The organism is Nostoc sp. C052 (genome assembly GCF_013393905.1).
GTDB lineage: Bacteria > Cyanobacteriota > Cyanobacteriia > Cyanobacteriales > Nostocaceae > Nostoc.
The window spans coordinates 1317587-1337028 of sequence record NZ_CP040272.1 but is presented as its reverse complement, the minus strand read 5'-3'; the positions used below and the strand labels follow the sequence as shown (position 1 = coordinate 1337028).

At 43.6% G+C, this 19442-nt stretch carries 12 protein-coding genes; 4 read left to right on the top strand and 8 right to left on the bottom strand.

What is annotated here, in order from left to right:
• Nucleotides 1–97: 97 nt before the first annotated feature.
• The 4 genes from FD723_RS05520 to FD723_RS42510 all read right to left on the bottom strand — a co-directional run bounded on the left by FD723_RS05520 (nucleotide 98) and on the right by FD723_RS42510 (nucleotide 6994).
• A complete protein-coding gene (locus FD723_RS05520; RefSeq protein WP_179064421.1) occupies nucleotides 98–3037 on the bottom strand; it encodes a CHAT domain-containing protein in 2940 nt (979 codons plus the stop codon).
• Nucleotides 3038–3123: 86 nt separating this feature from the next.
• Nucleotides 3124–6087, bottom strand: coding sequence for a filamentous hemagglutinin N-terminal domain-containing protein (locus tag FD723_RS05515; RefSeq protein WP_179064420.1), 2964 nt, complete (start codon nucleotides 6085–6087; stop codon nucleotides 3124–3126).
• Between the two features lie 309 nt (nucleotides 6088–6396).
• Complete coding sequence (locus FD723_RS42515; RefSeq protein ID WP_256875077.1) at nucleotides 6397–6735, bottom strand: hypothetical protein; 339 nt, start codon at nucleotides 6733–6735, stop codon at nucleotides 6397–6399.
• A complete protein-coding gene (locus FD723_RS42510; protein WP_256875076.1) occupies nucleotides 6719–6994 on the bottom strand; it encodes a hypothetical protein in 276 nt (91 codons plus the stop codon). Before FD723_RS42510 ends, FD723_RS42515 begins: the two co-directional genes overlap by 17 nt.
• 61 nt (nucleotides 6995–7055) lie before the next feature.
• Here FD723_RS42510 and FD723_RS05505 point away from each other — a divergent pair, with 61 nt between their 5' ends.
• The 4 genes from FD723_RS05505 (at nucleotide 7056) to FD723_RS05490 (ending at nucleotide 13882) form a co-directional block, all read left to right on the top strand.
• Nucleotides 7056–7451: a hypothetical protein gene (locus tag FD723_RS05505; RefSeq protein WP_218651798.1), complete on the top strand. Its 396-nt coding sequence runs from the start codon at nucleotides 7056–7058 to the stop codon at nucleotides 7449–7451.
• Between the two features lie 29 nt (nucleotides 7452–7480).
• The gene (locus FD723_RS05500) at nucleotides 7481–8080 is read left to right on the top strand and encodes an alpha-ketoglutarate-dependent dioxygenase AlkB (RefSeq protein WP_179064419.1); all 600 of its coding nucleotides are present in this window, start codon (nucleotides 7481–7483) and stop codon (nucleotides 8078–8080) included.
• Nucleotides 8081–8195: 115 nt separating this feature from the next.
• Nucleotides 8196–11408, top strand: a complete 3213-nt coding sequence (locus FD723_RS05495) for a plasmid replication protein, CyRepA1 family (protein WP_179064418.1) — start codon at nucleotides 8196–8198, stop codon at nucleotides 11406–11408.
• 245 nt (nucleotides 11409–11653) lie between these two features.
• Nucleotides 11654–13882, top strand: a complete 2229-nt coding sequence (locus tag FD723_RS05490; protein ID WP_179064417.1) for an AAA family ATPase — start codon at nucleotides 11654–11656, stop codon at nucleotides 13880–13882.
• 437 nt (nucleotides 13883–14319) lie between these two features.
• Here the strand turns inward: FD723_RS05490 and FD723_RS05485 are convergent, their stop codons facing one another.
• The 4 genes from FD723_RS05485 to FD723_RS05470 are packed head-to-tail and all read right to left on the bottom strand — an operon-like array spanning nucleotide 14320 to nucleotide 19276.
• Nucleotides 14320–15054 carry a hypothetical protein gene (locus tag FD723_RS05485; protein ID WP_179064416.1) on the bottom strand — a complete coding sequence of 245 codons (735 nt, stop codon included), beginning with the start codon at nucleotides 15052–15054 and terminating at the stop codon, nucleotides 14320–14322.
• A 57-nt stretch (nucleotides 15055–15111) separates the two neighbouring features.
• On the bottom strand, nucleotides 15112–16587 hold the full coding sequence (locus FD723_RS05480) for a nickel/cobalt transporter (RefSeq protein WP_179064415.1): 1476 nt from the start codon (nucleotides 16585–16587) through the stop codon (nucleotides 15112–15114).
• Nucleotides 16584–17996: a lipopolysaccharide assembly protein LapB gene (locus FD723_RS05475; RefSeq protein ID WP_179064414.1), complete on the bottom strand. Its 1413-nt coding sequence runs from the start codon at nucleotides 17994–17996 to the stop codon at nucleotides 16584–16586. The genes FD723_RS05480 and FD723_RS05475 overlap by 4 nt, the downstream gene beginning before the upstream one ends.
• A gap of 5 nt (nucleotides 17997–18001) precedes the next feature.
• Nucleotides 18002–19276 (bottom strand): DUF4331 domain-containing protein, encoded by a 1275-nt coding sequence (locus tag FD723_RS05470; protein ID WP_179064413.1) that lies wholly within the window; start codon nucleotides 19274–19276, stop codon nucleotides 18002–18004.
• Nucleotides 19277–19442: the final 166 nt, after the last annotated feature.

Genomic DNA, 19442 nt, shown 5'->3' with positions numbered 1-19442 from the left:
AACTGGAGTCCTTTATTGGTTTTATTGGGAGTAGGGCCGGAGCAATATGAGGGTGATGTGTAATTTTTGGCTATTTTTTGGGAAAATTTGTTACCGATCACTGCCAATTTCCAACTAATATATACGGTGCCCAGTAATAAGGATTTTGATACTCAGGCTGTAATAAAAGTGCTTTCTGCGCTCGATGCAGTGCTTCGGCTTTCGTAACCCCGCCTTTTTTAAGTTCAGTATAAAACTGTACCATCAATTGAGATGTCGAACTATCATTAATTTGCCATAACGTTGAAAGAGTACTATTTGCCCCCGCCCGCACAGCAAGTCCAGCTAACCCCAAGATTGCCCGATTGTCACCTTCAGCAGTTTTGCAAGCACTCAGTACCAACAATTTGATCTCTCTGGAATTAACTGTGTCATCCCGCAGTAAGTTATTTAGTTCCCTAGCTTTGATCAGTTGTTGGTAGGCAAGTAAATATGTATCTTCAGGATCGGAACTAAAATTGCCATGTGTGACAAAATGAAGAATGGAAAATGCTTTTGATTGTAACTGTTTGTGGAGGTTTGTAGGGGTGAACTGGGAATTAATTAACAGTTTGCTGGGCAGGATCTTCGCAATTTGCTGCAATTCATCAATGTTGAGTGACGAAAAGTTATGGTTCTCTATATTTTCTTGCTGTTCTCCTACCCCACCTGCTAATATATTTGGCTTTTTAAGTTGTGAGTTATTTAAATCAAATAATTGTGAATTTGGTAGCAAGGCGAGGGCATAATCTTTTTGGATGAGATATTGTTCTTTTTCTTCGTCATACAATACTCCCATTGGAATGTTACGAAGTTCACCATCGAGGACAAAAACTAAGGTTTTGATATTGTTATGTTCTTGCAAATATGGTTCGATGGGTTTGATTAGCCAGCGATAAATATTTTGTGATTTGGCTCGAATTTTACTAGGGTTACGGGTGTATATGGCGCTGCGTAGTTGGCTTACAGTATCTTGAAGTTCAGTCCGTGGGATGGAATTTACGTGGTGTTCTAGGTGTTGTCCTGGTAATTTAAAGATAACTTCTAGTCGATTTTCTAGAATGATGGGATAGATAAAGACGGCGTTACGATCAACAGGATTAATTTCCCGATTGATGGGTAGTATTTGCACCAGATTACAGCGTAAAAAATTCTGGAGTTCTGCAAGTTGTAGTGCGTCAATATTGGCGATCGCTTGCTGGAGATGTTCTTGAGATGCTGCTGATTTAATATTATTTTTTAATAGTAAATCGACTAATCCGCGATAGACAGGTTCTACACGATCTCGATAGGAAAATTGCATATCTGAATTGATGGTAAGCAAATCACTACGAACAGATTTGAGGCTTTCTACAGCTATTTGATAAAAGGCGATCGCTTGATCATTTTTTGCTTGTGCTGCTAAAATTCTCCCCATCTGCCATTCCCACTGATAAGCAATGTCTGGTGCAGTTATGGGTTGAGTGAGGAGTAATGCTTGTTGCGTCAGCTTTTGGCTGGTTGCAAGATATGTAAAACCTCTCTCCTTGCAGGAGAGAGGCTTTGAAATTAGCCTCCTGCCCTTGTAGGGAAGGGGGTTGTGGGTTAGGTCAGATTGTATTTGACTGCTATAATCTAGATCCGCCTTTGATATTGACTTTTGTGGTGATTTGTGAAGTGCTGCTACAGCCAGATATTCATAAAATCCACCACGATTACCAAGGGCGTAAGATAAAGCACGGGAGTCTCGGAGTTGTTTTGCGTCTTGAATCGCCGACTCTAATAAATTATCAATTTCGTGGGAGATAGAACTATCTGTAGCACTTTTTTGAGAGATGCAGGCGAGATTTTGGGCGGCGTTAATCTTTGCATACACCGCCTGACGACCGTTTGGCAAGTCAGAAAGTTTAATTTCGTGCCATAATGCCTGTGCTGCGGATAATTGCCCAGTTTCCACCAACAAACGCAAGTAATTAATCTGTGTTTGGACTCGTATTGATGGAGATGATGGTATAGCTAGTACTTGTTGGTATTGCAAGGCAACATTCTGATATAACTTCAATGCAGTATTGGGAAGCGATAGTCCTACCCTGGGGGAAGCTAACGCAACGGAGTCACTTCGTGAAAGCTGTTGGCACTGCCAAGGGATATCATTATAGTTGCGAGTCGTGTAGCGATCGCGCTCCAAGTTTCCCTTTGCCCAAAACATATTTGCTAAACTAACCAAGGCGGCGCTTTTTACTTCAGTTTTAGTTGACGACGATGGCAAGTTTTCCGCCAGTACTAAACTATTCTGTAACGCTGTTTGCGATTGTTTGAACTCACCAATAGCCAGCAGAACGTTACCCAAACTCAAATATCCTTGAACCTTAATCGCAGAATCAGGTAATGCCATCAACCTTTGCTGAATCTGTTCGAGGTTATTATATGCTTGCTCATATAAACCTAATGCTTGTTGCGATTGTGCTTGGTTGATGATACTGCTAATGCTTCCCGCTTCATCTCCCAAACGTATATAGATGGACGCTGCTTGTTGCAAACTTTTTAATGCAGCTTCTGGTTTTCCATGCAAATACCAAAGGCGACTTTGGATATCCAAGGATTGCGCGTAGATTTTAAGCAGCGTTGGAGAATCTGCCTGGGATTGGGAGGGTTGTAAAAGTTGCAAACTGGCTGATATATGCTGTTGTGCTGCATCCCAATCACCTAGTTGCTGATATGCTAGGGACAAATTGCTGTGGATCACAGCTTGAGTGCGATCGCCATTACGAGTTTTGGCGAGTTGCAATGCTTGTTGTAACAGCTTAACAGCCAAAGAATAGCTGCTGGAATTATATGCTTCTTTACCCTGGTGTACTAACTGTTGTACTTCAGTGGAGATTTGATTGCTCTGTAGAGTAGGTGTCTGGGCAAGTACATAGGGTATCTTAACCAGAAATAACACCAATATCAAACTCAGAGCCAGCAGGTGATACCGTATTTTCATCAGCTTGGACTTAAATCTTACCCTACGAAGCAGCTTAGTATGTTGTTTTGTCATGGGCGATCGCTGATAGAACATAATAATTTGAAATTTTGCGTCAAAATACTAGGTGTCGGATTTTGGGCAAGGTATTCTTTGCTGATCTATTTCCCTTGGCAAATGGAACTTGTCGGACTCATTACTGAACCTGTCATACCATTCGAGCGATGTATCCTAGCATCATTGGGTGTATCTAAACGTCGAGTCAGTAGAAAATTCTCACGCCCAGTCTTGTTGGAGCCATCTTCCTTATCGTCATCCAAATCAATCCATCTCGTCAAAAACATTTCCACATTCTGCGGTTCTTCTGGGCGCGTTGGTATTCCTCCACGTCCGCCATTGACAAACCGCACCCGTTTTGCATTACTTGGTCTTACTTGACAACCTTCACTAATTTCGACGCTACGCGGTTCACTTGGCAAATTAACTAATCCCTGAGTCGGGTCAATACCAAGTGTGTTGATTTCAATCACACCATTAAGTTGCGGATTAGTTTGCGAAAAAGCTGTAATATCACTCTGTTGAGTTAGCTGTTCATGGGATTCTAATCCAAAGACTCTTTGAGCGTTAATTTCAATGACACCGCCTTTACCTTCAAAAGCATTTGCAATAATATCGCTGTTTTCCTGGGGAACAGCAACAATAAAACCATTTCTGGCATCAATTTTGATATTCCCACCATTTCCAGGAGCTTCTCCAGTCCCAGCAGTGGTAGATATCAAGCTGTTTTGGCGCATCAACAGTAAATCTTGTACTTGTAGGAGAATATTCCCACCGTTAGCTAATTTTGTTTCTGCTGTAATCGCACCTTGATTTTGCAAGTGGATAGTTCCGGCTGATATTTCTATATTTCCAGCTACTCCAGATCCTTGACTGCTGACGGTAATTACACCCCGATCCCTCAGATTTACTTGCTTGGAGAAAATAAATGCATTACCACCATTCCCTGTTGAATTAACATCGGTACTAGCTAGTACCCCACTAGCAGCCCCTTGATTGGTAAATGTATCCACACCAATTTGAATATTTTTCAGAGCGCGATCACTATAACTCAAATCACTACCAGCCAGGGTTATAGTATCTAAAACATTAAGTGTGATATTACCTGCATTGCCACTGCTGCGAGTAGAGGTAAGAATTTGTCCGCCATTAGTCGTTTCTAAGGTCTGAGCGTTAATTGCAATACTACCTCCCCTCCCTGGATTTGCAGTTAAAGCATTAATCACGGCTCCATCTAGCACCCGTAAAGTGCCTGTATTAACTGTGATTTCTCCTCCCTGACCAATTGCAGTGGGTTCGGTATTGCTATAAAGTCCACTGGAATATCCATCGCCAGCAAAGCCAGCGATAGTTACATTATCAGCCCGATTAATCAAAATATCTCCTGCATCTCCACGGCCGCGAGTGCTGGTAACGATGACAGCACCCTTGTTCAAGGATAAAGAATCAGCATTAATGATGACATTACCACCAATTCCCTGACCTCTGTTTTTTACACTACTGAAGGCACCACTGGATTGAAAAAATCCAAATCCCGGACTATCGTTAAAGCGCCCATCGCCATCGAAGACAATATCACTAGCATTAATAATTACATTACCTGCATTTCCCTTGCCTGCCGTACTGGTTGTCAGAACCGCACCGTTGCTTACTTTGACTGTTCCGGCTGTGAAATTAATGCTACCAGCATTTCCCACTGCTAGGGAATCGACGCGACTGTATACACCACTACTGAATACAGAGGTCGATACTTGATTAAAATCGGCAGCTTCGCCGTCAAATAAAGCTGTATCACGGACAGAAATATTCACACTGCCAGCATTACCCTGCCCAACTGTACTAGCTTCCAGAATAGCCCCGTTGGTGACAGCAAGAGACGTTGCTATGATACTGAGATTACCTCCCCGACCTGTACCACCCTCGGCGATGGAACTGTAAGCACCAGTATTAATCCCATTTGTCCCGACACCATCAAACAGTACCGTATCGCCGACATTAATATTGACATTGCCAACATCTCCTTGCCCATAAGTACCAGCAAAGATTTGAAAACCCCCAGTTACGGCGAGCGATCGCGCTGTTAAATTAATATTACCACCCTTACCTTTGGCGTTATCTCGCACCGCATTAGAAATAAAGCTACCAGTACCAGTCAGGGTGACTGCCTCTGTAGCATTAATGTCAATATCTCCCGCCTTGCTGTCAACAGTACCTTGAAAAGATGCAATACCTGCCCGCAAGGTACTTCCTTGAGCAATATTTAAATTATGAGTGTTGATCGCAATACTACCGCGATCGCCAGCCCGGACATTGACTTGTGAACCCTGAGTTAGGGAAACATCGGCGCGAACTAAATCATTAGGAAAGCTCAAGCTACCATTCTGATTTAGTGTTACCGTGCCTTTTTGCGCCAATCCCCCTAACTCGACTCGACCCCCTGGCGCTAGGATTGTGCCATTGTCTAAACTGACGTTACCACCCACTAGCGCCAGGGTTTTATCTGGCTGCACAACTAGACGCGCTGACTGTAAACTAATAGCCCCTGGTATATTCTCGAATTCCAAGCCAATGGGAACCTTGATCGTCAACAGGGGTGGGGCTTGCGGATTAGTTGCACTAAATTTTGTACCATCAGCAAAAACCAGACTGCTGGCTGTACTGGCTACAAATGACCCACTGACATCGAGTTTGGCATTTGCCCCAAAAATAATGCCGTTGGGGTTGATTAAAAATAGGTTAGCTTTTCCCAATACACCCAAGGTTCCCAAAAGCTGTGAAGGATTTCCTCCTGTAACTCGGCTAATAATGTTCTCAATCCCTGTTGGGTTGGCGAAATATGCACTTCTTCCTTCGCCAATATTGAATTCCTGAAAGCTATGAAAGAGATTTATACCGCGAATTACTCCGCCATCAACTCTGTCAACTAGCTGATTTTGTGGTGTGACTGTAGAACGTCCACTCCCAAGGGTATTATCTGGGGTAATTTGGGGGATAAATTCAGCTATTGCCTTGTTATGGACACCAGTGAATATCTGTGACACGGCCACGCCGAACGCGGTAATCAACATGAAAAAACTTAGTACTCTCAATTTTTAGTACCCACAATCAGCAATATACAACTATCGCCCAAATGAACCAAAAAAATCTGGATCTTTGCATTTTCACAACTTAAAGCCACTAGCAAGTAAAAATACTTCCGTAATATTACGCAAACTTCAATATCAGTAAACCACAAACTTTTAAAAAATAACGTAATAATAGGGGTTTCAGCCCTTGTGAATCAGGAAGCAAACACCATTAGTAGCAATTTTAGGAATCATAATTTCTGAAAAAGACTACGAGATAATTGGCACATTTAAATAATCTCCTTTGCCACTTCAGTTCAACTCAATATTATGACTGCTAATATGGTGTCCATTGTGTGATGACTCATGTTTTCTGTGAAGTAATCGTTCTCTCTCTAAAATCATCGCTTCTAGCTCACTGGCACGTTCTTCTGAAAGTGGAAATATCTCCTCACCCGTCTGTAAATTGCCTCGACAAATCGTCCGTTTACCTTCATTTCGCACAATAAAATCACCACTGGGTTGCACATAAGCAGTCCAATGGCTACCAATTTTAAACTGCTCAATTTCATTACTTGCAGATTGATTAGCTTGTCGCTGTTCTTTTGTAGTAGCGATCGCTCCTACTAAATTATCAAACAAAGTTTTCATTGGCGAAGTGATTGTATTTGATACCCAACACTTTAATTTCATCAAACTGAAAATCCTGAAGCTGCTGACATACTTCCTCTGTAAACAGGTTATATGCCAAAGCACCAACACCTGAATCCTGACGTGATGTTGCCCAACTATGATCTGCTGGAGGAATAATTCTCAAATCCTTCGAGATATTAAGTTCATCTAAATCGTTAATGTTTTCGCCAAATTTAGCTGCTAATTTATCAACTACTTTGGGGGATAAGTCTTTCAAAGCAAATTCAATCGGCGATCCACGAAAACCAGAGATAGCAGTAGCACAAAGTTATTTTGTTGTGAAAACGCGAGAGGCTGAAACCCAAACCCAGTTAAAAGCCATGACACAAATACAGTTACTCGCGGCTTTAGCACAACAACTTGCAGAACAAGAACAGCGTTTTTTAGAACAACAACAGCAACAAACTGAAATCCTAGACAGACTCAAAGCTGTTGAAATTGAACAAGACCGTTTCAATACACCATGCGGACATAAATATAGTGTTGTTGGTTTCGCTAATCTTCAAGGTTTAGAAATATCTGTTAAAGAAGCGGGTGCTAAAGGTCGAAAGGCAAGCGCATTGTGTCGGAAGCAAGGAATAGAAATAGAGCGCATTCATGATCCACGTTTTGGAAAAGTCGGTTTGTATCCAGAAAGTATTTTGGTTGAGGTTTTTAAAGCCGAACAGAACTAATAGCAGTTTCAAAATTTGAGAGAACTACCATGCAACAACTCACACTTTTCTCTGAATCTGTAGCAGTTTTACCCATCACTTATTACCCCGATTTCTTAAGCCAGGAACTTGCCAATGAACTCTACCAACACTGCTTGAAACTGGAGTGGCAGCAGAATCAAATCAGGATCGCAGGTAAAACAATGACCGTCCCTCGCCTTGAATGTATTTATGGTGATGCCGGATGTGATTACCTCTACTCGAATAGCGTGTTTTTGAAACCACTATGGTGGACAGAGGCTCTGTCTAGCTTGCGCGATCGCATAACTGCGCTAACTGGCTATAAGTTCCGCATCGTCATCGGCAATCAATACCGCAGTGGAGAGGATTCGATTGGTTGGCACGCAGACAACGAACCATCGATGGGATCTAACCCTGCAATCGCATCGGTAAGCCTGGGTTCATGTCGCAAATTCCAAATCAAACCGAGAAATAGCAAATTCACTGATTTCTGGCTCGAACACGGGAGCTTGCTTGTGATGCACCCTGGCTGTCAGTCTACTCATCTGCACCAAGTCCCCAAAACCAACAAAGTTGTTAGCACGCGAATTAATTTGACCTTCCGACCACACACAGGAGGCGGGAAATAACGCTTTAGCTGGCTATTGAGGATTTCATAGCCAGCACAAACTCTTCACTTTAAGTTGAATCGGCGGCATGGATGCAATGCCGCTCCATTTTCATGCGTCAAAAAATAGAGGGAATATGCGTATAATCGAATCTGATTCTCAAGCCAAGCACCTACAAGAGTGGCTCAGTAGCGGGGTTGACGAAGAAATCATTGCTCTGAATGTGCGTTCGCTCTACGGCACAACACCTTACGAATATCTGCTCTACAGTCCCAAAATCTCCCGTCGCAACGATGGACGATTACGCGATCGCGATTTGAAAAAATACCAGCACATTGAACTCGGCGGCTGGTGGTGCAGTGGCGTTGACCCGCTCAACAACTACGTCAGTATGATGTGGGGCTGTTTCAAACCCGACCATCCCCGACGCGATCGCCAGAAAATTCACAAATTCATCAAGTACGAGCATCCTTACAGAGAAGAGACACGCGCTTTCTTCCTCTTAGTACCAAATCGCATTTGGGTGAAAGTTTCCAATCGTAGCGGCATCCCCATCACAGAGGAAGACTTACAGCATCCTGGTGGTTTCTGGCACTGGGTTTGGAGGCATAATGTACCAGTCACAATCGTGGAAGGTGTCAAGAAAGCGGGGGCATTATTAACTGCTGGTTATGCTGCGATCGCTATCCCCGGTGTCAACGCAGGATACCGCACCCCCCAAGATGAGTACGGTAACGCTATTAGTAAACCATCCCTGATTCCCGACTTGAAATATTTTGCAACACAGGGGCGACAGGTCAACATTTGCTTTGACCAAGACAACAAACCTGAAACAGTCCAACGGGTAAGAACTGCTATCAGTCGTATGGGACGGCTGCTGGTAAATGAGGGCTGTTCGCTGCGGGTGATAGATTTACCGCTAGGGGCTTCTAAAGGGGTTGATGATTTTATCGTCGCCAAGGGTCAGCCAGTATTTGATGCACTCTACAACACGGCTGTTGCACTGGAGTTGTGGGAAATCAAGCTGTTTACTCTGCTGACTTATCCACCTGCGATCGCACTCAACCAAAGATTCTTGGGTCAGCTTCTCGTCCCCGAAGGTGAAAAGCTGATTATCCTCAAAGCTCCCAAAGGCACTGGTAAAACCGAATGGCTGGCAACTGAGGTGGCGAAAGCACACGACCAAGAGAGACGAGTATTAATCATTACTCATCGCATTCAGCTAGGTGAGGCGCTGTGTAATAGGTTTGGTGTTAACTATATTACCGAAGTCCGCACTAATGAAACAGGCACATTGTTGGGATACGGGGTGTGTGTTGATTCACTGCATCAAGAAAGTCAGGCGCGATTCAACCCCAATGACTGGGCAAATGATGTCATTATTATTGATGAATGCGACCAAGTATTCTGGCATTTGCTCAACTCTGGTACTGAAGTGCAAAAACGTCGGGTGTCCGTTCTCAAAAATCTCAAACAACTGGTACAGAATGTTTTGGGCAGCAGTCAGGGAAAGATTTACCTGTCTAGTGCCGATGTTTCCGACACAGATGTGAAATACGTTCTTTCTCTTGCGGGAGAATATCGGGTTAATCCCTTTCTCATCGTCAACAATTATCGGCACATAGCAGGCAACTGTTACAACTACTCTGGCAGTAACCCGAAGAATTTGATTGCGGCACTGGACAAAGCGATAGCCAAAGGAGGGCATCATCTATTGTGTTGCTCTGCTCAGAAAGCCAAGTCCAAATGGGGAACCCAAGCTCTGGAAGAACGCTTTCGCCGCAAATTCCCTCACCTGCGAATCCTGAGAATTGATAGTGAATCCGTTGCTGATCCCTCTCATGCGGCTTTCGGTTGTATCGCTCATCTGAACGAAATTCTCACCCAGTATGATTTAGTTATCGCATCTCCAAGTTTAGAAACTGGGGTCAGCATTGATATTCGAGGGCATTTTGATGGTGTTTGGGGGATTTTTCAGGGAGTGCAGCCGGTTAACTCTGTGCGTCAGATGTTGGCAAGGGTTAGGGAAACTGTTGACCGTCACATTTGGGTGCGAGAGTGGGAGATGTCGGTTGTGGGCAATGGTTCCACATCCATCGGAGGATTGCTCAGAAGTCAGCACGTCGCAACACAGGCTAACATTGCGCTATTGTCGACTGCGGATAATGACGATTACAGCTTTGTTAACCAGAATTTTCAGCCCGAATCTTTGCAGACTTGGGGTAAGCGTGGTTCTGTCATCAACGTTGAGATGCGGCGCTATCGGGAATCAGTGCTTGCGGGTTTGGTCGAAGATGGCTACACCATTATTGATGCCGACGATGTTGATGACGATGAAAGTGGGGCAGTAATCGAGTCGGTTAAGGCGGCATCTGTTGAATTGTATGCTGCGGAATGTCAGGCGATCGCGGATTCTCCGACTATCTCTGATGCCGAACTTAAGAAGCTGCAAGACACAAGGGCGAAAACGAAAACCGAACGACATCAGCAGCGCAAGGCGGAATTGTCTCGTCGCTATGAAATTGAAGTTACGCCTGATTTGGTTGAGAAGGATGACGACGGCTGGTATCCCCAACTGCGGATGCACTATTATTTGACACTGGGGCGAGAGTTTTTGACGAACCGTGATGCTAAACGGGCTAAGGCGCAGTTAGAGGCGGGAGAGAATTCGGTTTGGAAACCGGATTTTAACAAGGGGCAGCTATTGCCGGCTGTACTGTTACTCGAAAATCTGAATCTGTTGCAGTTTCTTAAGCCAGACGTTCAGTTACGTGGAAGTGACGAGAAGTTGGTGGAGTTTAAAGCGCTGGCTGTAAAGCATCGGCACGTTATCAAGAATTACTTGAATGTAACGATTTCAGAAAAACACACACCGATAGCGATCGCACAAAAACTACTTGCCAAAATTGATTTGAAGTTGAACTACGTTGTTCGGTTGGGTAAGCGTGAAAATCGGGAGTGCGTCTATCGGTTTGTTGCCCCTGATGATCAGCGTAATTCAATTTTTGGGCAGTGGTTAAATCGAGATGAAGCGTTTTCTAGTGAGTTGGTGTCAGTCACGAACAATATAGAGTTACAAACACCAGATATTGACACAACCTCCCAAATATTAGAAGAGATAGTGTCCAGTCCCCAAGCACAAGCCTGGAAAGGACTGAAACTGAAATTGCAGCAAGGCTTGGACAGTATTGGCTCTTGCTACAGCGAGTTAGTCTCCAAGGTTGGCGAGGCTATTGGCGTTGCTGATGGTGAGCCTTACTGGAATGGCTATTTGGAGCAGTGGCAGATTTGGGTTAAGTTTGCAGACGAGTGTAGGTCTGTGGTGTGCGATTGGTTGGTGGTGGTTTAGGTAACATCCTCACAAAGCTCCCAATTAATTACAGGGATGATCGCTGCATTGGTTAGGAATTTATCAACCCTGCTTGCTGCAAGGGGTTTAATGTCATGAAACCTTAAAATGAGAATTGGCGATCGCTAGATATTTACCACTATCAACATTATTTATAAATTTTGTCAAAGTAGATTTTAGAAATCAAAAATATCCTTCATACTTTAAAACAGTAATCCTACGTAAAATTTAAGGAAGGGATGGCAATGACATCTCTATTACAGCGACTAAGTGCAGAACGAAACCGCAGATTTGTAGGACGTGAGCGGGAAGTGGAGCTATTTCTTGATGCGATCGCATCAAGAGAATTACCTTTTCACATTTTGCACGTCTTTGGCCCTGGCGGTGTGGGCAAGACAACCCTGATGCAGCAGTTTTTACGGTTTTGTGAACGGTCAAAAATCTCAACTATCTACGTAGAAGGACGTAATATAGAAGCCGCGCCAGAATCTTTTATTAGCACGTTGCATTCGTTGATGGCATTGAATGAATCAGATTCGCCTCTGGATGTGCTAGCGCAAAGAGAAGAACGTAATGTAATTTTAATTGATACTTATGAAGCTATTACCCAGTTAGATGAATGGCTGCGGGAAGTATTCTTACCCCATTTGTCTGTTAATACCTTAATTGTGATTGCTGGACGCAATCCTCTCTCATCTGGTTGGTGTAGCGATCCAGGTTGGCAAGCTTTAATGCACACGTTGCCCCTACGCAACCTGACCCCAGAAGAAAGTCAAACTTATCTGACCACACGAGATATTCCCACCACACAACACCAGGCGATTCTAGATTTTACCCACGGACATCCTCTAGCATTATCTTTGGTTGCTGAGGTATTTGCTCAGGGAAAAGAAATCTCTTTTCAAGCAGAATCTGCTCCCAATGTTGTTAAAACACTGTTGTCAAGATTCATCAAAGAAGTACCAACGCCCCAACACCGTATAGCTTTAGAAGCTTGTGCGGTGATCCGGCTGACTACTGAAGCCGCACTAAATCAAATATTGGCTGTGCCTCAAAATACTTTAGCTAGTGAGGCTCACTCTTTAGGGGAAATACTTGATGTTCACGATTTATTTGAGTGGTTGCGCGGACTGTCGTTTATCGAATCGGGGCAATTGGGTTTATTTCCCCACGATTTAGCACGCGAAGTTTTAATTGCTGACTTGCGTTGGCGTAATTCGGAATTTTACACGGAATTACACCACCGAGCGCGTCAATATTATACTAAACGACTAGGACAAACCCAAGGGCAAGAAAAGCATCGAGTGCTACTTGATTATATTTTTTTGCATCGGGATAACTCGGCGATTCGATCCTGTTTCACCTGGGGTGAGCAAAGTAGTTTATTGACAGACTCACTGCGAGAAACTGACAAAACCGCACTGCTGGGGATGGTAGCAGAATACGAAGGCGAAGAATCAGCAAAAATAGCAGATCACTGGTTGAAGCGCCAACCGGAGAATGTAGTAGTATTTCGTGACTTGCACTCCGAACCTGCGGGATTTGCAATGATGGTGGCATTGCACACAGCAACTGTTGAAGATTTGAGTGCAGATCCGGGCGCTCTTGCGTCTTGGCAATATCTCCAAACCCATGCACCATTACGCCCTAGCGAAGGTGCAACTATTTTCCGCTTCTGGATGGCGCGGGACACCTATCAAGCTGTTTCCCTCACCCAAAGTCTAATTTTCATTAATTTTGTGCAGTATTTTCAGAACACACCGGGGTTAGCATACACCTTTCTACCTTGTGCCCAAGCAGATAGTTGGACAGCAATGTTGAACTACTTCGACTTAACACGACTTTCTGAAACCGATTTTACAGTTGGGGGAAGACACTATGGAGTTTATGGGCATGACTGGCGAATTGTATCACCTGCGGCATGGAAGGAAATTTTAGCCCGAAAAGAGGTTACAACTGCCGGAGAATCTGTAGATAATACTCCAGTCGGTGAACCTCTGTTAGTTCTTAGTCAGCCAGAATTTGTGGAGGCGGTGCAGAATGCGTTACGTAACTTTAGTTGTCCTGATGTATTACAGAATAATCCATTAGTGCGATCGCGGAGCGTGTACGAAGTACTCTCGCAAAGCGTGTCAGAACAAGTTGCCACAAAAGCAAGTATGAGCGAGAGTCCAAAGGAAACGCAACTCTCCGACGAGAAGCCGCACTTTGTCCACCGACGCGATGCCTGGGGTGGACAAAGCCAACGCGTTGAAGTTTTACAAAATCTGGTGAAACAAGCAGTTGAATCCTTGCAATCATCCCCGCGTGATGAAAAACTCTACCGCGCTGTTTATCGAACTTATTTAAATCCCGCCGCCACGCAAGAACAAGCAGCTGAATTACTAGATTTGCCTTTCAGTACGTATCGCCGTCATCTAAAAGCTGGGATGACAAGAGTTACAGATATTTTATGGCAAAGAGAAATTAGCTAATCAGCGAAAATTACGAGGGCGGAGTGGGAAATAATTTCGTGAGGGAGGATTTCAAAGACTCAAATTCAGCCAAAAAAGTTTTTCAGCTTGTGACAAGTTAATTTCAAAGTAGCCGATTATGCACAAAGCAGTTATTAAAGAAATGAAGATAAATCGTTTCATATTTTCCTCAAAATAAGATTTTATGACAAACTCATCATATACAACTAGCAATGAATTCAGATAAACTACGACTATCTTTAGTTATGACTAGTTTTGGAATTTTAGATTCAGCCATTAACAGATGATTGTCCGTTAAGTTAATACCAATTATCCATCAATATGCACTTAATATTTATTCAACAAACTCTAAAATACGCAAAAAAATAAATTAGTTATTAAGTGCAAGTTTACAGAGAATTGGTATAAGTAATAAATTTGGGTGATTCCTTCGGAGGTTAATTGACAGATTTTAGCTTTTTTAGTTTGTGCTTTAGTATCAATGTGCTACCAATAATCCCAAAGACTACTGTGCTGGCCATTGAAGAAGGTTCGGGGACAAGTGTAATATTGCCAGGGCCTGTGATGGTATTGGTAAAAGTACCAAAACTGTTATTGCTATTGTCAAATCCAGTAGTGACTAAAAAATATTGATTATTGGCAGTTAAGCTCAAGCCACTAAAACCAGATGTGCCTTCATCTGGAAAAGGATCATTCCCACTGAGTAAATTAACTAATGGGGTAATTGGGTTGAAGCTGTTTTGGTACAAGAACTGGATGCCCAGGAAAGCTTGAGAACCTACAACATTATATGAGCCTGTAGTATCAACAAAGAAAGGCTGGCTGTAATAAGGGACGGCGGTGCCATTACTAGAAAGTGATGTGGGTGGGTTAGTACCACCTTCAAACCCTTCCGTTTGCGGACGGTTAAAAGTTGGTGCGTTTGTTGTATCACCAGAATATGATATGGTGGATGCCTGAGATGGCAAAATAAAACTTACAGATAGAGCTATGGCTACGCCCAACCCAGGCATCGCAGCAGAGGCAATAGGGATTGAACGTAAGAGCGATTTTTGCCAAAAATTAAATGAACACTCACTCAAACTCTTAAGCTTGGCTATTTTGGAAAACTTGGTAGAGCGATGAGATAGATTGTTTTCTGAGACGATGGATTCTTTAATTGCTTGTGACATATAGTTGTTCTAGGTTATTTTTACAAAACTGAGTGCTTTGTATGATTGCACTTTCATCTAGTTCCAGGGATGAGCAAGCAAAGCCTGTGAAGTAATACCTAAGCCAATTAGGGTAATACATAAGGCACTTGCTACGGGTAACATCTTGATCCTGGGGATCTGGAGTGGCAAATGCTCAAACCGATTTTTGGCGTAGACTAGCATTAAGCCGATTCCAGTTAGTACTGCTGCTAGACCTAAGCTAAAGGCAGACACTAGCGCTAGTCCAAAGCCAACTCGTCCCATTGCGATCGCACTCAGCAACACTACTAAGGCTGAAGGACAAGGTAACAAGCCGCCCGATATTCCCAGCGCTAGTAGGCTAGACCACTTCATGGAACTTACATCACCGTGAGACGGTAGATGCGAATGCTCGTGGTGATGATGGTGATGATGGTGGTCGTGGCTGTGTTGATGGTTTTCATGCTCATGGTCGTGTGAATGACCTTGTAATCGACTGATGAACAAATTTAAACCAATTCCAATTACTAGCAGACCAGAGATTACACTTAGCCAAGGGTATAATTGTTCAGTCAGCACAAACTGAGACGTGCCAAGTGTTACCAGCCCTAAAAGAAATATGCTAGCTGTATGAGTAACCGTCACAGTCAACCCCAGGAATAGAGCGTGTTTGGCATTACTACGGGAACCCACTAGATAAGCACCGACTATCGTTTTCCCATGACCAGGGGACAGGGCGTGTAAACCACCCCATAAAAAGGCGATCGCTAGAGCTATTAAGATAGTCAGGAAATTATGATTTTCCTGGGTAATTAGGCTAGTGAAGATATCGTTGCTTCTTCCTGTCAAAGCATTATCTAAACGGCTTGATGATTTAACTTCCGGTGGAGGCGCTTGTTCGCTCGATGTCAGAGACGGATTGAGTTTAAAAGAAATCCGACGCTGGTCGAGAGGACTGCTGAGTAATTCAGTGGGGTAATCTCTCAAGCGGTTGGTGATACTCAAAGAGGTGAAATCACCTTGAATGGTCACGCCATTTGCAGCCACAGTCATCTCACGCCAGCCCAAGCGCTGTGGATAAAACTGATCTTCAAACTCGATTAACTGATTCGCGCCAACTAACTCCCTTGTTCCCTGAAAGTTACAACTCAGCCGCAGTGTAGATAATCCTCCGACACCTGGAGGAAATTCCACTGTTGATTCGATCAAAGACAGTGGTAAAGGCTGTTTATCGATCAACAGTCCCAGATGTGAGTTGACTTCCTGGCATTTTTGGTTAGGGTATTGAACCGTCTCTATAGGTTCAGCTTTGCGATCGCGATTAGTATCTAAGTGATTAATTTCCTGAAAAGCCGGAATCTCTGCCATGTCTAGAACATAATCAATCCCCACCCCATCGGTTGCTACCTGCACTCCTGCGTAGTGATTGATGGTAAAATTATCTAAAGGATGGGCATCCGCTTTTGGCATCCAAAATAAACATATTGCGATAATTGCAGTATTCCAAGCGAAGTAATGTAGCAGCTTTTTCATAAAGAACTCCCTATAGCGTTAGGAGTGGGAAAAGAAACAGAGGGTACTAAGTTAGCCAAGACTTGACGAGCTTCATCAGCATACTTGTGATGAAATTGAGGATTGAGGCTAACAGCTTGAGTTAATCGCTTTATTGCTTCCTCACGATTACCTAAGTGAAACGCAATCATGCCAGCATGAAATTGCAGCAAAGCATCTTCTGTCCCAAAGCGAGTTGCCCGTTGTGCTGCCTTTTGCGCTTCTTGCCATTGCCCATTAGCCGCAGCTGCCCAAGCTAAAGTATCCTCTGCATATACATCGTCTCGCACTGCTACTTCACTACGGGCAATTTGTAGTGCCTCTGGTAAGTGGATTCCATGTTCAGTGTAGTAGACAGCCATTGCGCGATCGTAGATTCCTTTAACCTTGCTCAAGTAAGCGACTACCCCAATTAAATCTTCAGTTTCAGCTGCGCCTTCCCGATCTCCCAGAGCTACTTGAGCATCAGCCTTATACCCCAGCGTTTCTACCAATGGCATCAGTTCTATACCCTGGTTGGCGATATTTAGAACATCCTGCCAGCGATGCTGTGCCGCATAGAGGCGGGCTAGTCCTGTAAATGCAGCTATATGCCGTGGAAAGAGGTCAAAAGCTTCCCGATATCGCTGCTCAGAGAGGGCAAAATCGCCGACTGCAAAAGCCAGATCCCCAGTCCGCACATGAAACCAAGCACGAGTTTCGGCACTTGTTGTATAAAAAGAATCCATCTCCTGCATAGCCTCATCTAGCAGTTGCCGTGCAGAGGCTAGATTGCCAGTTAACTCTAAGTAACGAGCTAAAACCGCGTTATGACCAGAGTTCGATTCTTCCTGTGCAAGGTTCTGCAATAGTTGATGAGTTGCTTCATAATCACCCAACTCCATCTGAATCGATGCCAAGAGCGAGACAATATTGGGATTATCAAGAGATGAATTATTTAACACATTTAAAGCTTCTCGAAACTGATGTTGAGATAGTAAAGCTGATGCTAGGAGCATGGAAGAAACCTGATTATGGCGCGGCTGTAGTGCCAGGGATCTACGTGCCGCTTGTTCTGCTCGTAACACATCGTCTATATCTGCAATTTCTCGAAAGCGCCTCAAATATTGATCGGCTAACAGACGTAAAAATATTGAGGAATCGGGAGATTGGGCAACTTTCTCCTCATAGACGCTGATAATATGCGATCGCTGTAAATAATCGGGGAAGACTAAATCTGACTGTTTTCCTGGTAATATCTCCCTGGAATTAACAGTCAGCAGTTGCACAGCAGAGGAATATGCGCCTAAATTACTATTGGTGTAGCCTAAACTTAGCGCTTCTGTATCACAGGGTCTTAGTAAAACCAGTAGGCTAGTCAGCACTAACACCCATAGTATTCGTAGATACATAAACCTTACAAAGGATTGCCTAAATAAGGGAAGGTAGGAAGAAAGTTGGCATTATTAGGCCCAACATTATCGCTAGTCAGCCCCGGAATAATACCAGTAGAAATGCCTGTAACTGCATTACCAAAGACAACAGATGCAGTTACATCAATTACGTCATCTTTTGGTCTTCTACCACCAAAATTTTTGCCTAACTGAGTCCCAAAATAACTACCGCTAGGTTTAGAAAGGTCAGCTTGGATAACATCAGGAATCGCTACTGAGATCACTGCATCGGCTATACCTTGAGGTCTACCGATCGCTTTCACAAAGGCTTGAATGAATTGGGATTGATTGCTAGCGTCTTTAGTTGGTGTCTGAAGATTACTATTATTATGAGCTTTAAAGTCCATAAAAAGTTCATTCAGGGCTGGAACTGCTAACCGCTCAATCTGAGCAAAATGCCCATTTCTGAGTCTAGGAGTTTTAACACTAGTTGTCATCCAAGCACCAATCTTGCCTTTACCAAGCAGTTTCCTGGGTAGCTCGACAATAATTGAGTGGACATTGAATGGGGCTAGGGTGTCTTTTGCTTGTCCAGGTGGTCTAAAGGAAAGAACTTGGAAGGAAGGACTGGGATTAGGCTGAAGGCTATAGTTCCGATCCGGGATGATTTTAAAGAACTGTTCCAAATCGAAAAAGAACGGGTCTTTGCGTGTCCCAACAAAGAACTTCATGCCGTTATATGCGGCGAATGTTTGGTTGAGTTGCCCTGTCCAACTCACTGGGAGTAAAGCTGACTCTGTTCCTACTGTGGTTGGACGACATGGGCCCCGCACTGTGACAGTTTGGTGTGAGCCTTTACCATTTATATTGAATTGGAGTACGACATCTTCAATACTGTCGCCAGTGTTATCAATCTTGAACTGATAAAGAACATTTGGATCGAATGGTCTTTTTTCACCAGAAACGATCAGAGGGTCGAAATCCATTACTAAGACAACATTTTTGGAGTCTGTGGGACTCTCAAACACAAACAAATCTGTGAGATCCGCAGCAGTCAGCTTAGTGGCTAGAAAAGTTGTGTCTTGGTGGTCTGAAGCCAAAGCTTTAGGGGTTGCATAGATTAGGACTACGAGCAAAATAGCGACAAATGCCACTATGGGACGAAAAAAACGAGTAGCTTTAGTCCAATATAGCGATCGCTTGATGGAAAGAAATACCATATTTTGGACTGCTTTCTCTATGAGTAACCTGCCTTCAGTTGCTATAAAAGAGGTGATACTCCGAGCATTTATTCTCATAGTTGCCCTTCTTGAGGTGTTTAGCCTCTACTGTTGGTGTGAAAATAGCAAGTTGATTTGGATTTCAAAAAAGACTGGGGCTATTACCGAAGTGCTTCACAGCTTATTTGCTCTTACTACTCACTTTCCAGACCAAAACTTGCTCATTTCTTGCTCACTTTTCTAA

Excerpts from the sequence above, each read along its gene's own strand:
- FD723_RS05520 (WP_179064421.1), bottom strand. The coding sequence starts at position 3,037 with ATGACAAAACAACATACTAAGCTGCTTCGTAGGGTAAGATTTAAGTCC.
- FD723_RS05515 (WP_179064420.1), bottom strand. The coding sequence starts at position 6,087 with ATGTTGATTACCGCGTTCGGCGTGGCCGTGTCACAGATATTCACTGGT.
- FD723_RS42515 (WP_256875077.1), bottom strand. The coding sequence starts at position 6,735 with ATGAAAACTTTGTTTGATAATTTAGTAGGAGCGATCGCTACTACAAAA.
- FD723_RS05500 (WP_179064419.1), top strand. The coding sequence starts at position 7,481 with ATGCAACAACTCACACTTTTCTCTGAATCTGTAGCAGTTTTACCCATC.
- FD723_RS05495 (WP_179064418.1), top strand. The coding sequence starts at position 8,196 with ATGCGTATAATCGAATCTGATTCTCAAGCCAAGCACCTACAAGAGTGG.
- FD723_RS05490 (WP_179064417.1), top strand. The coding sequence starts at position 11,654 with ATGACATCTCTATTACAGCGACTAAGTGCAGAACGAAACCGCAGATTT.
- FD723_RS05485 (WP_179064416.1), bottom strand. The coding sequence starts at position 15,054 with ATGTCACAAGCAATTAAAGAATCCATCGTCTCAGAAAACAATCTATCT.
- FD723_RS05480 (WP_179064415.1), bottom strand. The coding sequence starts at position 16,587 with ATGAAAAAGCTGCTACATTACTTCGCTTGGAATACTGCAATTATCGCA.
- FD723_RS05475 (WP_179064414.1), bottom strand. The coding sequence starts at position 17,996 with ATGTATCTACGAATACTATGGGTGTTAGTGCTGACTAGCCTACTGGTT.
- FD723_RS05470 (WP_179064413.1), bottom strand. The coding sequence starts at position 19,276 with ATGAGAATAAATGCTCGGAGTATCACCTCTTTTATAGCAACTGAAGGC.